The 22876-nt window shown below is 75.5% G+C and carries 13 protein-coding genes; all 13 read left to right on the top strand.

The window, feature by feature from the left end; all coding sequences use genetic code 11:
* The coding region (locus ACZ68P_RS15750) for a phosphopantetheine-binding protein (protein ID WP_471006348.1) at window positions 1-648 on the top strand (648 nt) is incomplete at its 5' end.
* Window positions 645-1469, top strand: coding sequence for a thioesterase II family protein (locus ACZ68P_RS15745; protein ID WP_471006347.1), 825 nt, complete (start codon window positions 645-647; stop codon window positions 1467-1469). The genes ACZ68P_RS15750 and ACZ68P_RS15745, both read left to right, overlap by 4 nt.
* Before the next feature lie 173 nt (window positions 1470-1642).
* Complete coding sequence (locus ACZ68P_RS15740) at window positions 1643-2677, top strand: TauD/TfdA family dioxygenase (RefSeq protein WP_471006344.1); 1035 nt, start codon at window positions 1643-1645, stop codon at window positions 2675-2677.
* A gap of 8 nt (window positions 2678-2685) precedes the next feature.
* Complete coding sequence (locus ACZ68P_RS15735) at window positions 2686-4587, top strand: non-ribosomal peptide synthetase (protein WP_471006396.1); 1902 nt, start codon at window positions 2686-2688, stop codon at window positions 4585-4587.
* Between the two features lie 4 nt (window positions 4588-4591).
* Window positions 4592-9919: a condensation domain-containing protein gene (locus ACZ68P_RS15730; protein ID WP_471006343.1), complete on the top strand. Its 5328-nt coding sequence runs from the start codon at window positions 4592-4594 to the stop codon at window positions 9917-9919.
* Between the two features lie 439 nt (window positions 9920-10358).
* Window positions 10359-16388, top strand: coding sequence for an amino acid adenylation domain-containing protein (locus ACZ68P_RS15725; protein WP_471006341.1), 6030 nt, complete (start codon window positions 10359-10361; stop codon window positions 16386-16388).
* Window positions 16385-16591, top strand: a complete 207-nt coding sequence (locus ACZ68P_RS15720; protein ID WP_471006339.1) for an MbtH family protein — start codon at window positions 16385-16387, stop codon at window positions 16589-16591. Before ACZ68P_RS15725 ends, ACZ68P_RS15720 begins: the two co-directional genes overlap by 4 nt.
* 223 nt (window positions 16592-16814) lie before the next feature.
* Complete coding sequence (locus ACZ68P_RS15715) at window positions 16815-17363, top strand: cobalamin B12-binding domain-containing protein (RefSeq protein WP_471006337.1); 549 nt, start codon at window positions 16815-16817, stop codon at window positions 17361-17363.
* Window positions 17360-18730: a methylaspartate mutase gene (locus tag ACZ68P_RS15710; protein ID WP_471006335.1), complete on the top strand. Its 1371-nt coding sequence runs from the start codon at window positions 17360-17362 to the stop codon at window positions 18728-18730. Before ACZ68P_RS15715 ends, ACZ68P_RS15710 begins: the two co-directional genes overlap by 4 nt.
* A 78-nt stretch (window positions 18731-18808) precedes the next feature.
* Window positions 18809-19807: an asparagine synthetase A gene (locus tag ACZ68P_RS15705; RefSeq protein ID WP_471006332.1), complete on the top strand. Its 999-nt coding sequence runs from the start codon at window positions 18809-18811 to the stop codon at window positions 19805-19807.
* The gene (locus ACZ68P_RS15700; RefSeq protein ID WP_471006330.1) at window positions 19804-21105 is read left to right on the top strand and encodes a glutamate synthase-related protein; all 1302 of its coding nucleotides are present in this window, start codon (window positions 19804-19806) and stop codon (window positions 21103-21105) included. Before ACZ68P_RS15705 ends, ACZ68P_RS15700 begins: the two co-directional genes overlap by 4 nt.
* Before the next feature lie 104 nt (window positions 21106-21209).
* Window positions 21210-21581: a hypothetical protein gene (locus ACZ68P_RS15695; protein WP_471006329.1), complete on the top strand. Its 372-nt coding sequence runs from the start codon at window positions 21210-21212 to the stop codon at window positions 21579-21581.
* On the top strand, window positions 21578-22864 hold the full coding sequence (locus ACZ68P_RS15690) for an MFS transporter (RefSeq protein ID WP_471006326.1): 1287 nt from the start codon (window positions 21578-21580) through the stop codon (window positions 22862-22864). The genes ACZ68P_RS15695 and ACZ68P_RS15690 overlap by 4 nt, the downstream gene beginning before the upstream one ends.
* The last annotated feature ends 12 nt before the right edge of the window (window positions 22865-22876 follow it).

The raw sequence follows: 22876 nt of genomic DNA, 5'->3' as shown, positions 1-22876 counted from the left end.
ACCGACACACAAATCAAAATCCGCGGCTTCCGCGTCGAACCCACCGAAATCGAAACCCTCCTCACCACCCACCCCCACCTCACCCAAGCCACCGTCACCACCCGGCCGGACCGCCACGGCACGGCGCAGCTGATCGCCCACGTGGTCGCTACCGACGCCGGGGCCGGGCGGCCCTCGCCGGCGGAGATCCGCCTGTGGCTGCGCGAACGGCTGCCGGACCACATGGTTCCCGCCTTCGTCGTCCCCCTCGACCGGCTCCCCCTCACCCCCAACGGCAAGATCGACAAACGGGCCCTGCCCGCGCCGCACGCGGGCCCCGGCACCGGCGGCAGGGAGCCGCGGACCGAGCTGGAACGGACGGTGTGCGCGGCGTTCACCGAGGCGCTCGGCACGTCCGCGCCGGTCTCCCTCGACGACGACTTCTTCGACCTCGGCGGGCACTCCCTGCTCGCCGCCCGGCTCACCAACCGTCTGGGCACCGCCCTGGACGTGCGCCTCACCCTGCGCGACGTGTTCCAGAACCCCACCCCGGCCCGGCTCGCGGCCGCCGTGGACGACCGGACCGCGCAGGCCACGACCACCCCGAAACCGCGCCGCGCCAGGCCCGCCCTGCGCCGCCGCGCCGACCAGGAACGGATCACCTCATGACCGACCGGACCCCTCTGCCCGACGCCGCCGACATCGTCTGGGACCTGCCCGGTGACGGCCCCCGCCGGACCGCGCTCCTGGTGCTGCCGCACGCGGGCGGGAACGCCCACGCCTACGCCGACTGGCGGGCCCATCTGCCGGGGGACGTCAGGCTGTTGATCGGCCAGTACCCGGGCCGCGGCGCCCGCTTCGCCGAGGACCTGCCCCGGACCATCGCCGACCTGGCGGGCCCCGTGGCGGCGGCACTCCCCGCCGACGTGGGCGAGGACCTGGTGGTCCTCGGGCACAGCATGGGCTCGCTGGTCGCCTTCGAGGTGGCCCGGCTCCTCACCGCGGCGGGCCGCGCCCCACGCGCCCTGGTGGCCTCGGCCTGCCGGGCGCCGTTCCTGGAGAACCCCAGCGCCGTGCACCCCGAGCGGCTGGACGACGACCAGCTGGTCGCCGCGATCAAGGAGCGGGGCGGCACGGACGACGGGATCCTCGACGAGCCCGAGCTGCGGGAGATCATCATCCCGTCCATCCGCGCCGACTTCGCCATCGACGACGTGTACCGCTGCCCCGTCGAGGAGGCACACGTCTCCTGCCCGGTCACCGTCATCGGAGGGGACGCGGACCCGGTGGTGCCGGTGGCGGCGCTCGACCGGTGGGCCGAGATCACCGAGGCCGGCTTCGCGGCGCACGTCCTGCCCGGCGGTCACTTCTACTTCCAGCACCGACTCCCGGCGTTCCTCGCCCTGGTCGGCACCGTCCTCGCCGGTGACGCGCGGCCCGGCGGCGGCGCCGCGCCCGTTCCCGCGGCGCTCGCGGCCGCCACGGTGTGACCCCCGACGCACCGCCTCCCCCCGGCAGGGCTCCCGTACGCGTACCACCCGTGCCCGTGCCCGTATCCGTCCCCGTACGCGTACCACCCGGCCACGTGCCCGTATCCGTCCCCGCTTCCGTGCGCATACCCCTTCCCGATTCCGTGCTCTTCCCGCAGCAGAGGACTGTTCCGATGACGACCTTCGCCGATGCCCCCGCCTCCACCGACCTCACCGTGCTCCGCGAGCCGGGCAAGCCCGCCGTCGTGGTCACCCCCGGCCACGCCGACATCGCCGCCGCCGCCGCGTGGCTGCGCACCCACCGGGCCGGCATCCAGGCGGAGCTGCACCGCTCCGGCGCGGTGCTGCTGCGGGGTCTGCCGGTCACCGACGCGGCCGACTTCGCCACCGCACGCGACGCGCTGATCGCGCGGCGCGCCGGGTACAAGGAGAAGGCCACCCCGCGCACCGACTTCGGCGAGGGCGTGTTCTCGTCCACCGACCTGCCGGCCGCCCAGCCGATCCGGCTGCACAACGAGAACAGCTACACCCTGGACTTCCCCGGAGTGCTCCTGTTCGGCTGCGTGACCGCCCCCGAGGAGGGCGGGGCCACCACCGTCGGCGACATGCGCGAGGCCCTGCGGCTGCTGCCGGCGGACCTGCGGGACCGCTTCGAGAGGGCCGGATGGCTGCTCGTACGCAACTACTCCGAACTGGCGGGGCTGCCCTGGTACAAGACCTTCGCCACCGAGGACAAGGCGGTCGCCGAGGCGTACTGCGAAGAGAACACCATCGGGTACGAGTGGCTGGACGACGACTCCCTGGTCACCCGTCAGCGCCGCTCGGCGATCGTCACGCACCCGGTGACCGGGGAGCGGGTGTGGTTCAACCACTTCGCCTTCTGGAACAGCCGCACCCTCGACCCGGACGTCCGTGACGTGCTCGTCGAGACGTACGGCGAGGAGGGTCTGCCCTTCAACACCTATCTGGGCGACGGAACGCGGCTCACGGACGCCGAGGTGGACGCCGTCAACGAGGTCTACGACCGGGTGACGCGCCGGGAGACCTGGCAGCGCGGCGACCTGATGCTCGTGGACAACATCCTCTGCGCCCACGGCCGCGAGGCGTTCAAGGGCGACCGCAAGATCCTCGTCGCCATGGGCGAGCCGGTCGCGCTCGCCGACTGCTCCCCCGCCACCCAGCCCTCCACCACCGTCTTCGGGAAGTGACCACCGCCATGACCGCCGTCCTGCCCGAGCGCACCCGCACCCTCGCTCCCGCCGTCGCCGCGAAGCCGGCGCCCGCCGACCTGCTGGACCGGCTGGCCGCCGTCCCGGGCGACCGTGCCGCCGTCGTCGCCGCCGACCGCGCGCTCACCTTCGACGCGCTGCGCGCCGACGCCATGCGGATCGCCGCCCGGCTGGCCGCCCACGGCGTCGGCCCCGAGAGCGTGGTCGCGCTCTGCCTGCCGCGCGGCTCGGGCCTGGTGTCCGCGCTGATCGGCACCCTCACCGCGGGCGCCGCCTATCTGCCGGTCGACCCGAAGCTGCCCGCCGAGCGGCGCCGCTACCTGGTCGAGGACTCCGGCGCCGACGCCGTCGTCACCCTCGGCGGCGGCCCCGACGACACGCCCCCGCTGCCCGGCGTCCCCCACCTCGACCTGCGGGAGCTGCTCGCCGACGAGGCGCCCGCGCCGGCGTACCGACCGGTGCCGGTGACCGGGGACACGCTGGCGTACGTCATCTACACCTCCGGCTCGACCGGCCGTCCCAAGGGCGTCGAGATCGGCCGGGCGGCCGCCGCCCGGCTGCTGGCCGAGCTGGAGGACGCCCACATCGCCGTGACCGAGGCCGGCAGGGTCGGCTGGAACGCCTCGCCCTCGTTCGACGCCTCCGTGCAGCAGTGGACCCGGGTCTGCCGCGGCGACACCCTGGTGATGATCGACGACGAGACGCGCGCCGACCCGGCCCTGCTCGCCGCGCTCGTGGCCGACGAACGCCTCACCGACCTGGACCTCACGCCCTCGCACGCGGACCCGCTGCTGGAGCTGCTCGGCGACGGCAGGGGCGACCGGGAGCGCGCCGCGGGCGACCGCCCGCTCACCCTGCTGATCGGCGGCGAGGCGATCAGCCCCGCGCTGTGGTCCCGGATCGCGGAGGCGACGGCCACGACGGGCGCCCTCCGCGCGGTCAACCTGTACGGGCCCACCGAGTGCACCGTGGACGCCACCGCCGGCTGGATCGAGACGCCGGCCGGGGAGGCCGCCGCTCCGCACATCGGCGCCGTCCTGCCGGGGCTGCGGCCGCGCGTGCTCGACGAGAGGCTTCGGCCGGTCGGCCCGCACGGGGTCGGCGAGCTGTACCTCGCCGGGCCGCGCGTGGGCCGCGGCTACCGCCGCCGTCCCGGTCTCACCGCCGAGCGGTTCACCGCCGACCTGGGAGACGACGCCGAGCCGGGCGGGCGCATGTACCGCACGGGGGACCTGGTCCGGGTCCTCCCCGGTGGCCGGCTCGCCTACCTGGGCCGCGCGGACGGTCAGGTGAAACTGCGCGGCTTCCGCATCGAGCTCCCCGAGATCGAGGCGGCGCTGACCGCGCACGCGGCCGTCGCCGAGGCCGCCGTCGTGCTGCGGGACGACGTGCACGGGGCGCCCGGTCTGGTCGCCTACTACCGGGCCACGGGGCCGGTGACCGAGTCGGTCCTGAAGGAGCTGCTGGCCGGCTCCCTGCCCGCGTACATGGTGCCCGCCGTCCTCGTCGCCATGGACCGCTTCCCGACGACCGTCAACGGCAAGCTGGACCGGGCCGCGCTGCCCGCACCGGCGCCGACCGCGCCGCAGTCGGACCCGTGGGCCGGGGCGCAGGCCGCCGGAGCCGAGGCCGCCTCGGCGGAGGGCGGGCTGTCCGCCTCCGAGGCGCTGATCGCCGGGGTGTGGACCACCGTCCTCGGGGCGGACTCCATCGGCCCCGACGACAACTTCTTCAAACTGGGCGGCCATTCCCTGCTCGCGATCAAGCTCGTCTCGCGGGTACGCGCCGATCTCGGCGTGGCCCTGCCGGTGAAGGCCGTCTACGCCAACCCGCGGCTGCGGGACCTTGCCGCGCACATCGACGGGCTCGTCGCAGCCCACGACGCCTGAGGACATGACCGTGACCCCGTTGTCGTTCGCCCAGCGCCGCCTGTGGTTCCTCGGGCGGCTGGAAGGCCCGTCCGCCACCTACAACGCCCCGGTGGTGCTGCACCTGGACGGGACGCCCGACCCTGCGGTGCTCGGGGCGGCCCTCGCCGATCTGGTCGAGCGGCACGAGGTGCTGCGCACCGTGCTGCCGGCCGGCCCGGACGCCGAGCCCCGGCAGGAGGTCCGGGAGGCCGGGGCGGTGCCCCCGCCCGAGGTGGTCCGGTGCTCGCCCGCCGACCGGGAGGACCGGGTGGCCGCGTTCGTCCGGGAGCCGATCGACGTCACCGCCGGACCCCCGCTGCGGGTGCGGCTGTTCACCGCGCCCGCCGGACCGGACGGCGGCCGGGACTCCGTCCTGGTGCTGCTGCTCCACCACATCGCCACGGACGGCTGGTCCGTGCGCCCCCTGCTCCGCGACCTGGACACCGCCTACCGCGCCCGGCTCGCGGGCCGGGCCCCCGCGTGGGAGCCGTTGCCGGTCCAGTACGCCGACTACGCCGTGTGGCAGCGGGACCTGCTCGGCGATCCGGAGGATCCCGAGAGCCTGGCCGCCGAGCAGCTCGACCACTGGCGGCGGAGGCTCGAAGGAGCCCCCGCGGTCACGGCCCTGCCCGCGGACCGGCCGCGACCGGCCGAGCCCACCGGGCGCGGTGGCACGCTCACCGCCCGCGTCCCGGCGGGCACCCACCGGGCCCTGCTCGCCCTGGCCAAGGAGCACCGGGCCAGCCTGCCGATGGTGGTACGGGCGGCGCTGGCGGCGGCCCTGGCGGCGGCCGGCTCCGGCCCCGACCTGGTGATCGGCACACCGGTCGCCGGCCGGCCCGAGGAGGATCTGTACGAGCTCGTCGGGTTCTTCGTCAACACCCTGGCGCTGCGCACGGACCTCTCGGGCGATCCGAGCGCGGCCGCCTTGCTGGAGCGGGTCCGGGACGCGGACCTGGCGGCGTACGAACACCAGGACCTGCCCTTCGAGCTGCTGGTGGAACGGCTCGCCCCTGAGCGGTCGCTGGGCCACCACCCGCTGTTCCAGGTGATGCTGAACGTCGACGGGGCGGAGGGCACCGGCCCGGTCCCGCTCGGGCCGCACCTCACCGGCCGGCCCGGCACCGCCGACCTGGGGGCCGCCAAATTCGACCTCACCTACTCCTGCGGGCAGCGCGTCACCCCGGACGGCTCCCCCGACGGGCTCGACCTCGCGCTGGGCTACGCCGTCGACCTGTTCGACGCGTCCACGGCACGACTGCTCCTGGACCTGTTCACCCGGGCGCTGGAGGGCTTCGCCCGCGACGCCGGCCGGCCGGTCGGCGCGCTGTCGCTGACCACGGCCGAGGAGCGGGCCGGGCTGGCCGCCCGGCACGAGGCGCTGGCCGCGGCCCGGGCGGCGGCGTCGGCGGCGCCCGCGGGCCACCCCGGCCGCCGTGAGGTGAGCGGTCCGCGGGAGGAGATCCTGTGCGGCCTGTTCGCCGACGTGCTCGGGCGTCCGCACGTGGGGCCGGACGACAACTTCTTCCGCAGCGGCGGGCATTCGATGCTCGCGGGCCGCCTCGTCAACCGGGTCCGAAGCGCCCTCGGGGTGGAGCTGGGCATCCGGGACCTCTTCCTGGCCCCCAGCCCGGCCGCCCTGCACCGGCGGCTCGCCGAGGCCGCCCGCGCCGGCGCCGGAGCCGCCCCCCGGCCCGCGCCACGGCCGGTGCCGGAGGCCGAACGCCCGGAGCGGGCGCCCCTGTCGGCTGCGCAGCGGGCGCTGTGGCTCCTCGCCAGGATCGAGGGCCCCTCGGCGACGTACAACGCGCCCGTGGTGCTGCGCCTGGACGGGATGCCGGACATCGGGGCGCTGGGCGCGGCGCTGGCCGATCTGGCCGCCCGGCACGCGGTGCTGCGCACCGCCTACCCGCATGTGGACGGCGAGCCGTACCAGCGGGTGACGGAGGGCTTCATCCCCGCGCTGGAGACGGTCCGGTGCGCGGACGCCGCGGATCTGGACGACCGCGTGGGGGAGTTCGGACGTACCCCGCTCGACGTGACGGAGGGGGTGCCGCTGCGGGCCCGGCTGTTCACGGCCGGGTCCGGGCGCCCGGAGGACGGCGGCTGCGCCCTGGTGCTGCTCGTCCACCACATCGCCGTCGACGGATGGTCCCTGGAGCCGCTCCTGCGCGACCTGGACGCGGCCTACACCGCCCGTCTTGCCGGCCGTGCCCCCGACTGGGAGCCGCTGCCCCTCGCCTACACGGACTACGCGCTGTGGCAGCGCGATCTCCTCCGCGGCCCTGAGGGCCTCCTGGACCACTGGCGGACCGCGCTGGCCGGGCTGCCCGAGCGGACGGCGTTGCCCTACGACCGGCCCCGGCCCGCCGAGCCCACCGGACGCGGCAGGATGCTCGGCACCCGACTCGAACCCGGCACGTGGAGCGGACTGGCCGCGCTCGCCCGGGACCGCGGGGCGAGCCTGTTCATGGTGGCGCGGGCCGCCCTCGCCGCCGCCCTCTCGGCGACCGGCGCGGGACAGGACCTGGCCGTCGGCACCCCGGTCGCGGGCCGCTCCGACGAGGCCCTGCACGATCTCGTCGGCTGCTTCGTGAACTCCCTCGTCCTGCGGGCCGACACCTCCGGGGATCCGACGGCGGCGGTCCTGGTGGACCGGACACGGGACACCGACCTGGCCGCCTTCGACCACCAGGACCTGCCGTTCGACGTGCTCGTGGAGCAGTTGGCCGGGGAGGCCGGCCGGGCCCTCGGCGAGCACCCCTTCTTCCAGGTGATGCTGACGGTCCGGTCCCCCGGTTCCACCGACGGCGGGGCCGCGGCCCGGCTCGGGCCGCTGACCGCCGAGACCGGCACCGTGGACCTGGGGGCGGCCAAGTTCGACCTGAGCTTCCACTGCGCGCCGGAGTCCGACGGCGGGGTGCGGCTGCTGCTCGGCTACGCCGAGGACGTCTTCCAGGAGGACACCGCCAGGCTGCTCCTGGACGTGTACGCCCGTGCCCTCGCCGCCTTCGCCGAGGACCCCGGCCGGCCGCTGAGCGCGCTGGGCCTGGTCGGCGGTACGGAGGCGGCGGAGTTCGCCGCCCGCCGGGAGCGGCTCGCCGAGGCGGCACGGGCCGCCGCCCGGAGCGCGGTCGCGTCCGCACGCGACCGGGAGGAGGAGCGGACCGGGGGGCGTGGGGCGGGGCCGGAACACCCGCGGGTGGAGCTGCTGTGCGGTCTGTTCGCGGAGGTCCTCGGCCGGACCGAGATGCGCCCGGCCGACAACTTCTTCCGGCTCGGCGGACATTCGATGCTGGCGAGCAGACTCGTCAACCGGGTCCGGGAGGCGCTGGGCGTGCCGCTCGGAATCCGGGACCTGTTCCTCGCCCCGACACCGCGGGCGTTGCACGAGCGGCTGCCGGACGGTCCCGAGTCCGGCGCGGGGCGGCCGGTGCTCCGCCCGGCCGCCGCCCGTCCCGAGCGGATCCCGCTGTCGTACGCCCAGCGCCGCCTGTGGTTCACCGATCAGCTGGAGGGGCCTTCCGCCGCCTACAACATCGCCCTGGTACGACGGCTGGAACGGCCGCTGGATCCGGCGGCCCTCGCCGCCGCGCTCGCCGACGTCGCCGAGCGGCACGAGGTGCTGCGCACGGTGTACCGGGCGGAGGGCGGTGAGCCGTACCAGGTGGTCCTCGAAGGGGCCCGCCCGCGGCTGGAACTGGGCTTCCCCGCCGACCCGGCCGCGGCCGTGGACGCGGCCGCGGGACACGTCTTCGACCTCGCACGGGACCTGCCGTTCCGCGCATGGCTCTTCCTGCCCTCCGACGGCTCCGGACGGCAGACCCTGGTGCTGCTGCTGCACCACATCGCCGCCGACGGCTGGTCGACCGACCGCCTCCTCGCCGATCTGGGCGCGGCCTACGCGGCGCGCGTCGCCGGCTCGGCTCCCTCCTGGGCCGCGCTGCCCGTCCAGTACGCGGACTTCACCCTCTGGCAGCGGGACCTTCTCTCCACCGGCGTGGAGAGGCGGCTCGGCTTCTGGGAGCGCGCCCTGGCCGGCCTTCCGCCGCTGATCGACCTGCCCACCGACCGGCACCGGCCCCCGGTGCCCTCCGGGCGGGGCGCGGTCACCGGGTTCACCGTCCCGGCGTCCGTACGGGCGGGGCTCGAGCGGATGGCCCGGGAGACCGGAACCACCCTGTTCATGGTGGTCCACGCGGCGCTCGCGGCCGTGCTCACCCGCTGCGGGGCCGGCCCGGACGTGGCGGTGGGCACGGTGGTCGCGGGCCGGGACGACCAGGCGCTGGACGCGTCGGTCGGGTTCTTCGTCAACACCCTGGTCCTGCGGACCGACACCTCGGGGGACCCGTGCTTCGCGGACCTGCTGGTCAGGGTCCGGGAAACGGACCTGGCGGCGTACGCGCACCAGGAGGTTCCCTTCGACCTGGTCGTGGAGCACCTCGACCCGCACCGGTCGGCGGCGCACCACCCGCTGGTCCAGGTGATGCTGCGGGTGGATCAGGAGCCGGACGGCGCGGGCCGGACGGCCGCGGCGGGCGACCCGCTCGCCGGCGAGGCGCTGCCCTTCGGGGCGCACACCGCCAAGGCGGACCTGACGTTCGCCCTGACCGGCAGCGCGGAGCACGGTGGTCTTGACGGAGTGCTGGAGTACGCCACCGATCTGTACGGGGCGGCCGGGGCGGAACGTCTGGCCGGTCTCCTCCGGGACGCGCTGGCACACGTCGTGGCGGATCCCGGGGCCCGCGTGGGCACCCTGCCCGAAGGGCCTTCCCGGCCGGGCGAGGGACCCTACGCCACCGTCGCGGGGTACCGGGTGGACCTGGGTCACGTACGGCGGGTCCTGCGGGATCACCCCGAGGTCACGGACGTCGAGGTGGCCCTCGCCGACGGCAGACTCGTGGCCCGGGTGACGGGCACGGTCGCGGAGGCCGAGGCCCAGTCCTGGGCGTCGGACCGGCTGCCCGAGTACGCGGTGCCCGTCGTCGCCGCCACCGGGGAGCGCCCGCCCATGCCGCCGGCGCCGGGTGGTCCGCTGCCCCGGCTGGTGGAGCTGTTCAGTGAGGTCCTCGACGGCAAGGAGGTGACCGCCGACGCGAACTTCTTCCGTGCGGGCGGGCATTCGCTGCTGGCGGTGCGCCTGCTGAACCGGGTGCGCACGGAGCTGGGCCGCGAGCTCACCCTGCGGGACGTCTTCCGGCACCCCACGCCGGCCGCCCTGGCGGCCCTCCTGGCCGCGGCCCCCACGCCTCCCCCGGTCCCCACCCTCCGCCGCCGCACCCACGCGGGCACGCGGGTGCCCCAGCACTGATTCCGGGTGGGGGGCGGGACCGCCGAGGCCCGCCATGACTCTCCGGCCTCGGGAACCACCGCTCCGGGCCCGGCCCGTCGCGGGGCGGCAGGGCGCGGGGCAGGCCCGCCGCAGGACCCGTCCCCGCCGACGAGGTCGCGGCGACCGGCCTCCGCCACGCGGCCGTTGCGGCCGTCTCCCGCCGCTCTGCCGTGTGAGCCCGCCCGTCCTCGGGCGGGCTCACACGTGTGCGTTCGCACGGGCTCCGGGCCCGCCCGCGGTCCGCGTCCGGCGCGGCGGTCCCCGGTCTCGGGGGGGCAGTTCCGGGCGGCAGCGACGTCGCCGCGAGCTGCCGCGGGGACTGCCCGCCGGGGGGTGCCGGCGCTCGTAGCGTGGTGGCGCGGAGTCGGGAGGAGAACCCGGTCCCGGTCCCCCTCAGCCCTCACCTGGAGGCCACGCGATGCCCTCGACCGCTCCCCCCGCCTCTGCCGCCCCCGGGCCCGGCCCCCTGGACCGGTTCGACGCGCAGGTCGCCGCCGGTCCGGAGCGGGTCGCGCTGGTGCACGGTGAGCGCCGGATGACGTACGGGCAGCTGGCCCTTGCGGTGGCCCTGCGCGCCGACCGGGCACAGGGGCCGGCGGATGCCGGCGGAGGGGAAGGCGGCGAGGGCGGGCCGGGGATCGGCCGGGCGGTCGCCCTGCTGGCGGCCCTGCGCACGGATGCGACCGGGGCCGCCGAAGGGCCGGAGGTCCGCGAGCTGCTGCCGGCCCTGTCCTCGGGGGCGACCGTGGATGTCACCGCCCTCGGGGCGGCGGCGCCCGAGGACCGGGTGCCCCTGTCGTTCGCCCAGCGCCGGCTCTGGTTCCTCCACCGTCTGGAGGGCCCGGCCCCGACCTACAACCTTCCGCTGGTGGTCCGCCTGGACTCCGTCCCCGACCGGGAGGCGCTGGAGACCGCCCTCCACGACGTGGTGGAGCGCCATGAGGTGCTGCGCACCCTCTATCCGGCGGACGACGCGGGCGAGCCGCGCCAGCACGTGCTGGACCGGCCGCGTGCGGAGTTCGCGGTGCGCTCCTGCGCGCCCGGCGATCTGGCCGCCGAGATCGCCCGGTTCACCTCCGGCACGTTCGACCTGGAGACCGAACTCCCGCTGCGCGCGGCGCTGTTCCTGCCGGGCGACGGGAGCGGTGCGCTGGTCCTGCTCACCCACCACATCGCCACCGACGGCTGGTCGGTGGGCCCGCTGCTGCGCGACCTCGGCGCCGCCTACGACGCGCGGCTCGCCGGGCGGGAGCCCGGCTGGGAGCCGTTGCCGGTGCAGTACGCCGACTACACCCTGTGGCAGCAGGAGCTGCTGGAGAACGACACCGCGCTCGCCGCCTACTGGCGGGACGCGCTCGCCGGGCTGCCGCCGTTGCTGGACCTGCCCGCCGACCGGCCCCGGCCGGCCTCCCCGAGCGGCCGGGCCGGCACCCTGACCGCCGTGCTGGACGGGGAGACGCACGCGCGCCTCGCGGCGCGGGCCGCGGGAGCGGACGCCAGTCTGCTGATGGTGGCGCAAGCGGCCCTGGCCACGGCCCTGGACGCCTGTGGCGCCGGCCCCGACGTGGCGATCGGCACACCGGTGGCCGGCCGCGCCGACGAGGCCCTCGACGATCTGGTCGGCTTCTTCGTCAACAGCCTCGTACTGCGCACCGACGTGTCGGGGGAGGCGGGCCCTGCCGAGCTGGTCGCCCGGGCGAGGGAGGCCGCGCTGGGCGCGTACGCGCACCAGGAGCTGCCCTTCGACCGGCTGGTGGAGCTGCTCAACCCCCGCCGGGCGCCCGGCGCCAACCCTCTGTTCCAGGTGACCCTCGCGGTGCGGGAGGACGAGGCCGGGACGGACCCGCTGGCGGTACGCATCGGCGACACGCTCAGCGGCCGGTACGAGGAGACCGGCCTCGACGCCGCCAAGTTCGACCTCGCGGTCACCGTCGTGGCCCGTCCCGGCCACGGCGGTCTGGAGCTGTGGTGGACCTACGCCGAGGACCTGTTCGACGAGCCCACGGCGCGGTTGCTGCTCGACGTGTACGTCCGGGCCCTGGCCCGGTTCGCGGACGGTGAGGACGCCCCGGTGCGCTCCCTGCCCCTGCTGTCCGAGGACGAGCGTGCGGTGCTGGCCGCCCGCCCGGCGCGGACGGCGGGACCCGAGGCGCCCGAGGGGTCCGAGGCCGTTGCCGGGGTGGTGACGGCCGATCCGGCGGCCGTGGCCGCCCTGTGCCGGATCTTCGCGGAGATCACCGGCCGTGTGGAGGTGGCCCCGGACGACAACTTCTTCGCCGTCGGCGGTCATTCGATGGCGGGCGTGCGGCTGATGAACCGGGTACGGGCCGTGCTGGGGGCGGACCTGCGGCTGCGGGACCTGTTCCTCGCCCCGACCCCGGCCCGGCTGGCCGCCCGGCTCCCCGCCACGGCGCACGGCGGGCCGGGCGTGCGGGGCGCGGCGGCGGGCGACGGAGCCGGGGGGCGGCCCCGGCTGACGGCCGTACCGGGCGCGGAGAGGCCGGAGCGGCTCCCCCTCTCGTACGCGCAGCGACGGTTGTGGTTCGTCGACCAGTTGGAGGGACCGAGCCGGTCGTACAACATCCCGTTCGTGCTGCGGCCGGACCAGCCGCTGGACCCGGACGTCCTGGCCGCGGCGCTCGCCGACACGGCGGAACGCCACGAGGTGCTGCGCACGGTGTACCCGGCGGTCGACGGCCGGCCTCACCAGGAGGTAAGGGAGAACGCCCGGCCGGTCCTTCAGGTGGTGCGGACGGGGCCGGACGGGGTGGAGGCCGCCGTGGACGCGGCGGCGGGGCATGTGTTCGACCTCGCCGGGGAGATCCCGTTCCGCGCGTGGCTGATCGAGACCGTCCCGGAGCCGGGGCGAGCCGGCGGACCGGTGTCCGGACCGGCGGGGCAGGTGCTGGTGCTCCTCGTGCATCACATCGCCGCCGACGGCTGGTCCGCGCGGCCGCTGATGGGCGATCTCGCCGCCGCCTACACGGCCCGCCTCGGCGGCGCCGCGCCCTCCTGGGATCCGCTGCCGGTGCAGTACGCGGACTACACGCTGTGGGAGCGGCACATGCTGGAGGGCCCGGAGGCGGCGGAACAGACCGCCTTCTGGCGGGACCGGCTGGCCGGCGCCCCGCCCGTCCTCGAGCTGACGCCTGCCCGGACGCGGCCGGCCGAGGCCACGCACCGCGGCGGCGCCACGCCGGTCCCGGGAGTGGACGCGGACGTCCACGCCCGGCTGGAGGCGCTGGCCCTGGAGCACGGCGCGACCCTGCTGATGGTGGTGCAGGCGGCGTTCGCGGCGGTGCTGACCCGGCACGGGGCGGGCACCGACCTGCCGTTGGGCACGGTGGTCGCGGGCCGGGACGACCAGGCGCTGGACGAGCTGGTCGGGTTCTTCGTGAACACCCTGGTCCTGCGCACCGACACGTCGGGGAACCCGTCCTTCGCCGAGCTGCTGGAGCGGGTCAGGGAGGCCGATCTGGCGGCTTTCGCCCATCAGCAGATCCCCTTCGACCTGGTCGTGGAGCGGCTGAACCCGGTGCGGTCCACCGCCCACCACCCGCTGGTGCAGGTGATGGTGCAGGTGCACCCGGCCGAGCGGTCGGCCCCGCGGGACTCGCCGCTGGCCGGCACGGCGCTGGGCGCCGAGTCGGGCTTCACGAAGTTCGACCTGACACTGGCGCTGCGGGAGACCCGGGAAGCCTCCGGCGCCCCGGCCGGCCTGGCGGGGGTGCTGGAGTACGCCCGGGACCTCTTCGACGAGGGGACGGCGGCCCAGTTGGCGGCGCACGTGACGCGCCTGCTGCGGGTGGTGGCCGCCGACCAGGAGGCACGGATCGGTGACGTGCCGCTGCTGTCGGCGGAGGAGGCGGACCGCCTGCTCGTGCGGTACAACGACACGGCGGTGCCCCGCGTGCTGCCCGGTCTGGTGCACGAGCGGTTCGAGGAGCAGGCACGCCGCACCCCACGCGCGGTGGCGGTCCGGTACGAGGACGAGACGCTGACCTTCGCCGAGCTGAACGCCCGGGCGAACGCCCTCGCGCACCGGCTGATCGAGGCGGGGGCACGGCCGCACGGCGCGGTCGGGCTGCTGCTCGACCGAACGCCGCACCTGCTGGTGGCGGCGCTGGCGGCCCTGAAGTGCGGGGCGGCGTACGTCCCGCTGGATCCCCGGCTGCCGGAGTCCCGGATCGCCATGATCATGGAGGACACGGGGGCACGGGTGCTCGTCACCCAGGAGGAGTACGCGGACGCCGCTCCGGTGGCGCGGCAACTGGCCGCGGGGGTACGGGTGCTGTCCGCGGACACGCCGGTGCCGGGCTGCCGGCGCACCGACCCGCGGGTGGTGGTCGGCGAGGACGCCCTGATGTACGTGATGTTCACCTCGGGCTCGACCGGCCGGCCCAAGGGCGTCGGCGTCACCCACCGCAACGTGGTGGAGCTGGTCACCGACCGGTGCTGGAACCACTCCCACCACCGTCGCATGCTGGTGCATTCGGCGATCGGCTTCGACGCCTCCACGTACGAGCTGTGGGTACCGCTGCTGAACGGGGGCGAGTTGGTCTTCGCGCCCGGTTCCGGAACGGATCTGGCCGAACTCGACCACGCGATCCGCGCCCACGGGGTGACCGCGGCCTATTTCACGATGGGTCTGTTCCACATCATGGCGGACGAGGGCCTCGACACGCTCAAGCTGCTGGACGAGGTGTGGACCGGCGGGGACGTGGCTTCCCCGGCCGCCCTCCAGAGGGTCCTGGACCACTGCCCGGACACGGTGCTGGTGCACAGCTACGGGCCGACCGAGACGACGTTCGCCTCGCACCACCAGCGCCTGGACACCGGCTGCCGCACCCTGCCGGGGGTGTTCCTGGGCGCCGCGCTGGACAACACGCGGGTGCACGTCCTGGACGAGCGTCTGCGGCCCGTGCCGGTGGGGGTCGCCGGCGAGATGTACCTCGCGGGCACGCAGGTGGCGCGGGGATACCTCGGGCGGCCGGGGCTGACCGCGGAGCGGTTCGTCGCCGACCCGTTCGCCGCGGACGGCAGCCGGATGTACCGCACCGGCGACCTGGTCCACTGGACGGCCGACGGCGAACTGCGCTTCGTGGGCCGGGCGGACGGCCAGATCAAGCTGCGCGGCTTCCGGATCGAGCCCGGGGAGATCGAGGAGACCCTGACCCGGCATCCGGGCGTCGGGCGGGTCGCGGTGGTCGTCTTCGACGACGGGCCGGGCGGGAAGCGGCTGGTGGCGTACGCGGTGCCGCGCGCCGGACACCGGCTGAGCGGCGAGGAGCTGCTGCGCTGGGCGGCCGGTGAGCTTCCGGAGCACATGGTGCCCGCCGCGGCGGTCCTGCTCGACGAGATCCCGCTGACCGTGAACGGCAAGCCGGACCGCAAGGCGCTGCCGGCGCCCGCGCCGGCCGCGGCCCCGTCCGGGCGCCCGCCGCGGACTCCTCGCGAGGAGGTGCTGTGCGGCCTCTTCGAGGACGTGCTCGGCGTCCGGGGCGTAGGGATCGACGACAACTTCTTCACGCTGGGCGGGCATTCACTGCTCGGCGTCCGGCTGGTGAGCCGGATGCGCACGGCACTGGGCCTGGAGCTGGGCGTACGGGACCTCTTCCGCACACCGACGCCGGCCGGGCTGCTCGCCGACGAGCCGTCGGGCTTCGATCCGATGGGAGTGCTGCTGCCCCTCCAGCCGGGCGGTACACGCAGGCCGCTGTTCGCCCTCCACCCGGGCACGGGCGTGGGGTGGTCGTACGTGGGCCTGGCCCGGCACCTGGGCCCGGACCAGCCGCTGTACGCCATCCAGGCGCGTGCCCTCTCCGAACTCGGGCACAGCCCGGGGTCCGTGGAGGAGATGGTCGAGGACTATCTGGAGCGCATCCGGCGCGTCCAGCCGCACGGCCCGTACCGCTTCCTCGGCTGGTCGTTCGGCGGAACCGTCGCGCACGCCCTCGCGGTGCGGCTGGCCGAACAGGGCGAGCGGACCGAACTGCTGGCGATGATGGACGTCCACCTGCTGCCCACGGAGCCGGAGCGCCGCCGGATGACCCCCGCGCAGAAGCGGGAGATGCTGGTCGGCGACGCCACCGACGAGCCCGAGGACGCCCCGTTCGACGTGGAGGGGCTGATCGGACTCGTCCGGGAGACCGATCCGGTCCTGGGCGGATTCTCCGACGGCGAGATCCGCTCGGTGATCGGCGCTTCCATCGACCACGCCGAAATCATGAACCTCTACGCGCCGCGACCGGTGAAGGCGGACATGCTCTTCTTCGCGGCGCAGGGAGAAGGCGCCCCCGAGAACAATCTCTGCACAGCCTGGCTCCCTTTCGTGGAGGGAGCCGTGGAGAAACACACCATCGACGTCATCCACACCAGGATGGGCGAACCCGAGCCCCTTGCGGTGATCGGCCGTATCCTTTCCGAGAAATTGAGGAGTCTGTCATGACGAACCCGTTCGACGACACCGAGGGCATTTTCCACGTGGTGGTCAACGCCGAGGGACAGCACGCGCTGTGGCCGGCGTTCATCGAGATCCCCGCAGGCTGGGACAGTGCGTGGGGGGCCGGCCCGAGGGACGAGGCGCTGGCCTACGTCGAGGCGAACTGGACCGACATCCGGCCCAAGAGCCTGCTCGCCCAGTACGCCTGATCCTCCCGCGCCCACCCGGGCACGGCTTTCACCGACGAACGCGAGCGCAAACGCGAACGTGAAGGCGAAGGCGAGAACGAACACGACGAAAGCGATGACGACCACGAGCCGCGGTCCGGAGAATTCCGGACCGCGGCTCGGTGTTTTTCCGCCCCTTTTCGTTCCGCCCTTTCTGCCGCCACAACTTCCCCTTCCCGCCCTTTTCCCTTCCTATATTGTGAGCATGCGACGACGGAGTTTGAAGGTACTGCTGACCGGTACGGCGTCGGATTCCCATACCTGGAATCTCGTCTACCTGCGGCTGTTCTTGGAGGAGCAGGGCCATCGGGTCACCGGCCTGGGCCCCTGCGTCCCCGACGACCTGCTCGTGGCGGCCTGTGCGGAGCCCGGTCCCGAGCTGGTCGTCATCAGCAGCGTCAACGGCCACGGCTACCGCGACGGCCTGTCCGCCGTCCGCGCCCTGCGCGCCGCCGGAGTTCGGGTCCCGGTAGTCGTCGGAGGCAAGCTGGGCGTCGCCGGCCAGGCCGACCCGGCCCGGCGCGACACGCTCCTGGCGGCCGGCTGCACCGCCGTGTTCGACGACGGGGACGCCGAGGCCCTGCGCGCGTTCGCGGCGGCGCTCGTCCCCGTGGGGCGCGTGCCGGCCGGTTCCGTGTCCGGCGGCCCCGTGTCCGCCGGGCGCGCCCCGGCCGGCCCCGTGACCAGCCGTCTCCTGTCCGCCGGTTCCGTGTCGGCCGGGCGCGTGCCGGCGGCAGCGCGGAGCCGGGCATGAGCACGGCAGGAGTGCTCCTCGCGGCGCCGGAGGGTCGCAGGGACGGCAGCCGCCGCCCCGTCGACGCGTCCCCCTCCCCCGACCGGCCCGGGCCGCTCTCCTTCGGCGGGTTCGTCGCCCGGGCCGCGGCCGCCGGCCGGCTCGTGGTCCAGCCCCGGATGGGGTTCGCCGACCCGGGCCGGATGCGGGCCGGTCTGGCCGGCACCCGGGCCGCGGCGGCGGTCACCGTCGGCACCCTCACCATCGACAGCTACACCCGCGTCGGCGACCACGCGGCGGCCCGTGCGGCCCTCGTGGAGGGTGTCCAGCTCAACGGCTACCCGATCGCCGCCCACCCCGCCGAGCGGACCCGCGCCATGCTCGACGGCATCCTCGGCCCCGGCTTCCCGGTGCAGGTGCGCCACGGCTCCTCCCGGCCGGAGGCCATCGTCCGCGCCCTCGCCGCCGTCGGCCTGGACGCCACCGAGGGCGGTCCCGTCTCCTACTGCCTGCCCTACGGCCGTACCCCGCTCGCCGAGTCGGTGGACAACTGGGCACGGGCCTGCGAACTCCTCGCGGCCCTGGTGCCCGCGCCCCGCATGCCGCACGTGGAGAGCTTCGGCGGCTGCATGCTCGGACAGCTCTGCCCGCCGGGGCTGCTCGTCGCGCTCAGCGTGCTGGAGGGGCTGTTCTTCACCCGGCACGGCATCCGCAGCGTCTCGCTCGGCTACGCCCAGCAGACGGACGCCGCACAGGACGCCGAGGCCGTACGCGCCCTCCATCGGCTGGCCGCCGAACTCCTGCCCCCGGACACCGACCGGCACGTCGTGCTCTACACGTACATGGGGGTGTTCCCCCGCACCGCGGCCGGCGCGACCCGGCTCCTGGAGGACTCCGCCCGGCTCGCGGTCCACGCCGGGGCGCAGCGGCTGATCGTCAAGACGGCTGCCGAGGCGCACCGGATCCCGACCGTCCGGGAGAACGTCCGCGCGCTGGAGACGGCCGCGGCGAGCGCGGAGTCGGCCGCCCGCTCCCGCCTCGGCGCGGCCGAGACGGCCGATGCGGCCGCCGGGGCGGACAGCGAGGTGTACCGCGAGGCCCGGGCCTTCGTCGACGCCGTCCTCGAACTCGGCACCGACATCGGGCGGGCCCTGCGCGCCGCCTTCGCGCGGGGTGTGCTGGACGTGCCGTACTGCCTGCACCCCGACAACGCGGGCCGCTCCCGCAGCTTCGTCGACGCCGGAGGGCGGCTGCGCTGGGCGGAGACCGGGGCGATGCCGGTGGCGCCGTACGCGGCCCCCGGGGGCCGGACCCCCCTGACCTCCGACGGGCTGCTGACCGCGCTGCACGGCGTCGCGGCCCGCTACGACACCCCCGTCACCGACTGAACCGCCCTCTCCCGAGCCTGCCTGCCGATTCCCGTGCCCGACGTCGCCCCACCGTCCCGACCTTCTGGAGTAGACGACATGGAATGCGCCCCCACCCCCGCTCCGGCCCCTCCCTCCCTCGGCGAGCACCTGGCGTCCCCGCGCCTGCGGTCCGCGATGCTGGTCCAGCAGGAAGCGCTCCACGCGGCGCGGGAGTTCCTGCGCGGCGAGGGGTTCACGGAGCTTCTTCCCCCGCTGATCGGCCCGGTCACCGACCCCGGCGGCCGGGGCGCCAAGGCTCTCGACGTGGACTACTACGGCCGCCCGTACAAGCTGATGACCAGCGCGATCCTGTACAAGCAGGCGTCGTTGCGGGGCTTTCCACGACTGTTCTACATCGCCCCGAACGTCCGGGTGGAGCCGCCCGAGACCGCGAGCACCGGCCGGCACCTGGTGGAGTTCCACCAGATCGACGTGGAGATGGCCGGCGCGAGCCGGGAGGAGGCCCAGGAGATCGCCGCCGGGCTGCTGACCCGCGTGGTGGAGCACGTGTGGACGGCCGTGCCCGACGTGCTACGGGAACTGGGCCGCGAGGAAGGGGAGTTCGCCGAGCTACGGGCCGGGAAGTTCGAGGCGTGCACGCACGAGGAGGCGGTCGCGCGGCTGGCCGCGCTGGGCCACGCCCAGAGCCCGGACGGGGAGATCGACTGGGAGGCCGAGCGGATCCTGTCCCTGGACGCAGGCTGCCCCTTCTTCGTCAACGACTACCCGAAGGGCTCACGCGGGTTCTACGACCGTGAGGATCCCGAACGCCCGGGCGTGCTGCGCAACTTCGATCTCATCGCGCACGGCGGATTCGGTGAGCTGGTGAGCGGCAGCGAGCGGGAGGCCGACTACCCGACGATCGTGACCCGGATGCGGGAGAGCGGAGAGAACCCGGCGAAGTACGCCTGGTACCTGGACCTGGCCCGCGAGGGCCTCTCCCCCAGCGCCGGCTTCGGCATGGGTCTGCAGCGCCTGGTCCGCTTCCTGACCGGCCTGGACGCTCTCTGGCAGGTCAGCGCCTACCCGAAGCTGCCGGGGGTGATCGCGCCGTGAGCACCACCTCTCTGACGGCGGGCGGCTTCCCCGAGGAGTCGGTACGGGCACGGGCACGGCGGGGCGCGGCGGAGGTCTTCCCCCCGGCCGGGGAGTACGGGACGGGGCTGTTCGGCGCCCGTCCCGACGACTCCGCCCCCGCCGGGGCCACGGGTGCCCCCGGGACCGACGAGCTGGACGCGCTGCGGCTGGCGCCGCCGGTGTTCATGCCGCGGCGGCTCGAGAAGCTGATCGAACTCGGCCGGGAGCCCGGCCACGGTGACGTGGACCTGCGTACCCGCATCGGCGGCTTCGCCTCCGAACTCCCCCTCTACCTCTCCGCGTTCGGCTCGACCCGGGCCGGCAGTGGCGACCTGGCGGTGGCGGCGGCCCGCCAGGCGGGCCGACTCGGCATCCCGATGGTCGTCGGCGAGAACATGGTGCCGGTGCACGGCTACCGCTCGGTCCTGCTGGCCCGGGTCGAGGCGTACACGGAGGCCGCGGCCGAAGGCCGCGGCGGAGTGGTGGTGCAGCAGTCCACCGAGGACGCCGACTCCGAGGTGTGGAACCTCCTCTACAGCGACCCGGCCTCGCGGGCCCTGCGCGACTCGGGCAGGCTCGGCTTCGAGCTGAAGATCGGCCAGGGCGCCAAGCCGGGCCTGGGCGGCATGACCGTGGTCGGCCCGGCGGAGGCCGAACGGCTGGCCGCCGCCGGGAAGTTCGCCCTCGGAGAGGAGCTGGGTCCGGACGGCGTGCGGCTGCGCTGCGCGACCCCGGGCACCTTCACGGAGGAGATCGTCCGCCAGCAACTGCGCTTCATGCGGAACAACTTCCCCCTGGCCCGTACGTGGGTGAAGTTCCACCCGGGCCGCGACATCGCCACCGCCACCGCCACGGCGTGGGCCGCCGGGGCCGACGCGGTCACGGTGGACGGCGCGGAGGGCGGCACCGGCTGGGCGCCCCGGGTGTTCCTGGAGGGGGTCGGGCTGCCGCTGGCCACCTGCCTGGGGCTCGTCGACCGCCCCGAGGGAGCGAGCCTGCTGGCCTCCGGCCGGATGTGGGAGGGCGGGAGGGCGGTCCGCGCGCTCGCCCTCGGCGCCACCGCCGTGGGTCTCGGCCGGGCGGCGCTGCTCGCCGTGGACGAGGACCAGGAACACGGTCTGGAACGGCTGGCCGAGGCCCTCGCGCTGGAACTCCGGCTGCTGGTCAGCGCCTTGGGGCAGTACAGTCCGTCGGCCCTGAGCCGCGCCGACCTCTGGCCGCCCGCGACCGCCGCCTTCGCCGCACCGCCCGCGGTCCCGGCCGGACCCCGGCCATGACCCGGCCAGGCGCCCACCGCCTCCCCGGGCCGCGTTCGTCGCCGGGCCCCCTCGCCCGCTCCCGACTCGGCGAGCGGCCCGCTCCCCGGCCCCCCGAGCAGCCCGTGAGGCCCGCACGACGGGCCGGCCGGGGGCACGGCGGCCGGCCGCTCGGTCGCCGCGACGGGGCGGGGCCGCCACCCGGCCGTACGGGCCCCGGCTTCGCCGTCCGGGCCCGGTTCCTGCCGGACCGTTCCCTGCCCGGGATATCGGTGGCCCCCGGCGCCCCGGCCGTCGCGGCCCGGGCGGCCGGAGAAGCCGTGGCCCGGCGGCTCGCCCGCACGGGCAGGGCGCACCTGGGCGGCCGTCTGGAGCTCCGGGTGGTCGGCACGCCGGCCGGTCCGTCCACCCTGGCCCACGCCGCCGAGCGGGCGGGCGTACGAGCCGTCACCGCCGCCTTCCCTCAGCCATCCGCCACCCGAAGGACCTCTTCATGACCACGACCTCGCCACCGCCCACCGCCTCCGCCGCGACCGTCCCCCCGGTTCCGGGGCCGACGGCCGCCGTGCCCTGGGGCAGGGTGGGCGCGCTCGTCGGCGGCCAGGCGGCGGTGCAGCTGGGCAGCTTCGGCCTGCTGATCGCGATGAACTGGACGGCCGTGCAGATCGGCGGCACCCGGGCGGTCACGCTGCTGATGCTGGCGGCGACCGTGCCCCGCGCCCTGATGCTCGTCTTCGGCGGGGCGGTCGCCGACACCCTGGGGCCCCGGTTCGTCCTGCTCCGTACCACCAGCGCACGCGCGGTCCTGCTCGCGTTCGGCGCGGTGGTCACCGCCACCACCCACCAGTTGTGGCCCATGGTCGCGATCGCCCTGGCGGAAGGGATGCTGCTCGGGCTGGCCGGGCCGGCGTCCGGGATGCTGCTGCCGCGCTTCGCCGCCGGCGGTCAGCTCGCGCGCGCCAACTCCGCGTACGCGATGGTGCTCCGGGTCGCCCCCATCCTCGGCGCTCCGGCCGGCGCCTGGCTGATCACCGTCGGCGAGCTGTGGGTGGCCCTCGTGGCGGCCGCCGTCACCGGCGTCGTCTGGCTCGGCTGCCTCCTTTACGTCACCCACGGCTTCACCCGGCCCGACCGCCGGCGCGGCGGCCCGTCGCTGGTGCGCCGGTCCGGCGACGGCTTCCGCCTGCTGGCCCGGCATCCGCGGCTGCGCTGGATGTTCGTCGCCTCCCTCTGCCTGGACATGGCGTTCAGCTGGCCCGCCGAGGTCGCGTTGCCGCTGCTGGTGCACCAGCGCGGCTGGGGTGTCGGGGCGGTGGCCATGGTGCTGGCGGCCTTCAGCGTCGGGGCGCTCGGCTCCAGCGCGCTCGGGGCGGCCTTCGCGCACCGCATCCCGGTCTTCGTCCGGCTGGTGGTGACCGGTGCCGGCCTGGCCGTGGGGATCACGGTGATGGCGCTGATGGCCACGCCGCTGTCGTTGACGGTGGTGGCCGCGGCGGTCGGCCTGCTGTCCGGGCTCAACGGCCCGGCGATCGTGACGCTCTACCAGGAGGCGGCTCCCGCCGACCGTATGGGAGCGGCGATGTCCACGCTCGCCCTCGCCGGGATCGGCACCGCCCCGCTGTCGATCGCCGTGTTCAGCTCGCTCTCGCTGCTGCTCGGCGTACAGCAGACGTGGTTGCTGTGCGGGGCGATCGCCGCCGTGTCCCCGGTCGCGGCGTTCCTCGCGCTGCGGCAACGGCCCGACCCGACCGCCGAGGGCCCGGCCCCCGCGCCCGTGTGACCCGCCCATCCG

The organism is Streptomyces sp. NPDC036822, assembly GCF_055609145.1.
Note: the sequence above shows the minus strand (reverse complement) of the source record. Positions and strands in the feature narration are given on the sequence as shown.

Coding starts and splice junctions, on each gene's coding strand:
- ACZ68P_RS15745 (WP_471006347.1), top strand. CDS start 645: ATGACCGACCGGACCCCTCTGCCCGACGCCGCCGACATCGTCTGGGAC.
- ACZ68P_RS15740 (WP_471006344.1), top strand. CDS start 1,643: ATGACGACCTTCGCCGATGCCCCCGCCTCCACCGACCTCACCGTGCTC.
- ACZ68P_RS15735 (WP_471006396.1), top strand. CDS start 2,686: ATGACCGCCGTCCTGCCCGAGCGCACCCGCACCCTCGCTCCCGCCGTC.
- ACZ68P_RS15730 (WP_471006343.1), top strand. CDS start 4,592: ATGACCGTGACCCCGTTGTCGTTCGCCCAGCGCCGCCTGTGGTTCCTC.
- ACZ68P_RS15725 (WP_471006341.1), top strand. CDS start 10,359: ATGCCCTCGACCGCTCCCCCCGCCTCTGCCGCCCCCGGGCCCGGCCCC.
- ACZ68P_RS15720 (WP_471006339.1), top strand. CDS start 16,385: ATGACGAACCCGTTCGACGACACCGAGGGCATTTTCCACGTGGTGGTC.
- ACZ68P_RS15715 (WP_471006337.1), top strand. CDS start 16,815: ATGCGACGACGGAGTTTGAAGGTACTGCTGACCGGTACGGCGTCGGAT.
- ACZ68P_RS15710 (WP_471006335.1), top strand. CDS start 17,360: ATGAGCACGGCAGGAGTGCTCCTCGCGGCGCCGGAGGGTCGCAGGGAC.
- ACZ68P_RS15705 (WP_471006332.1), top strand. CDS start 18,809: ATGGAATGCGCCCCCACCCCCGCTCCGGCCCCTCCCTCCCTCGGCGAG.
- ACZ68P_RS15690 (WP_471006326.1), top strand. CDS start 21,578: ATGACCACGACCTCGCCACCGCCCACCGCCTCCGCCGCGACCGTCCCC.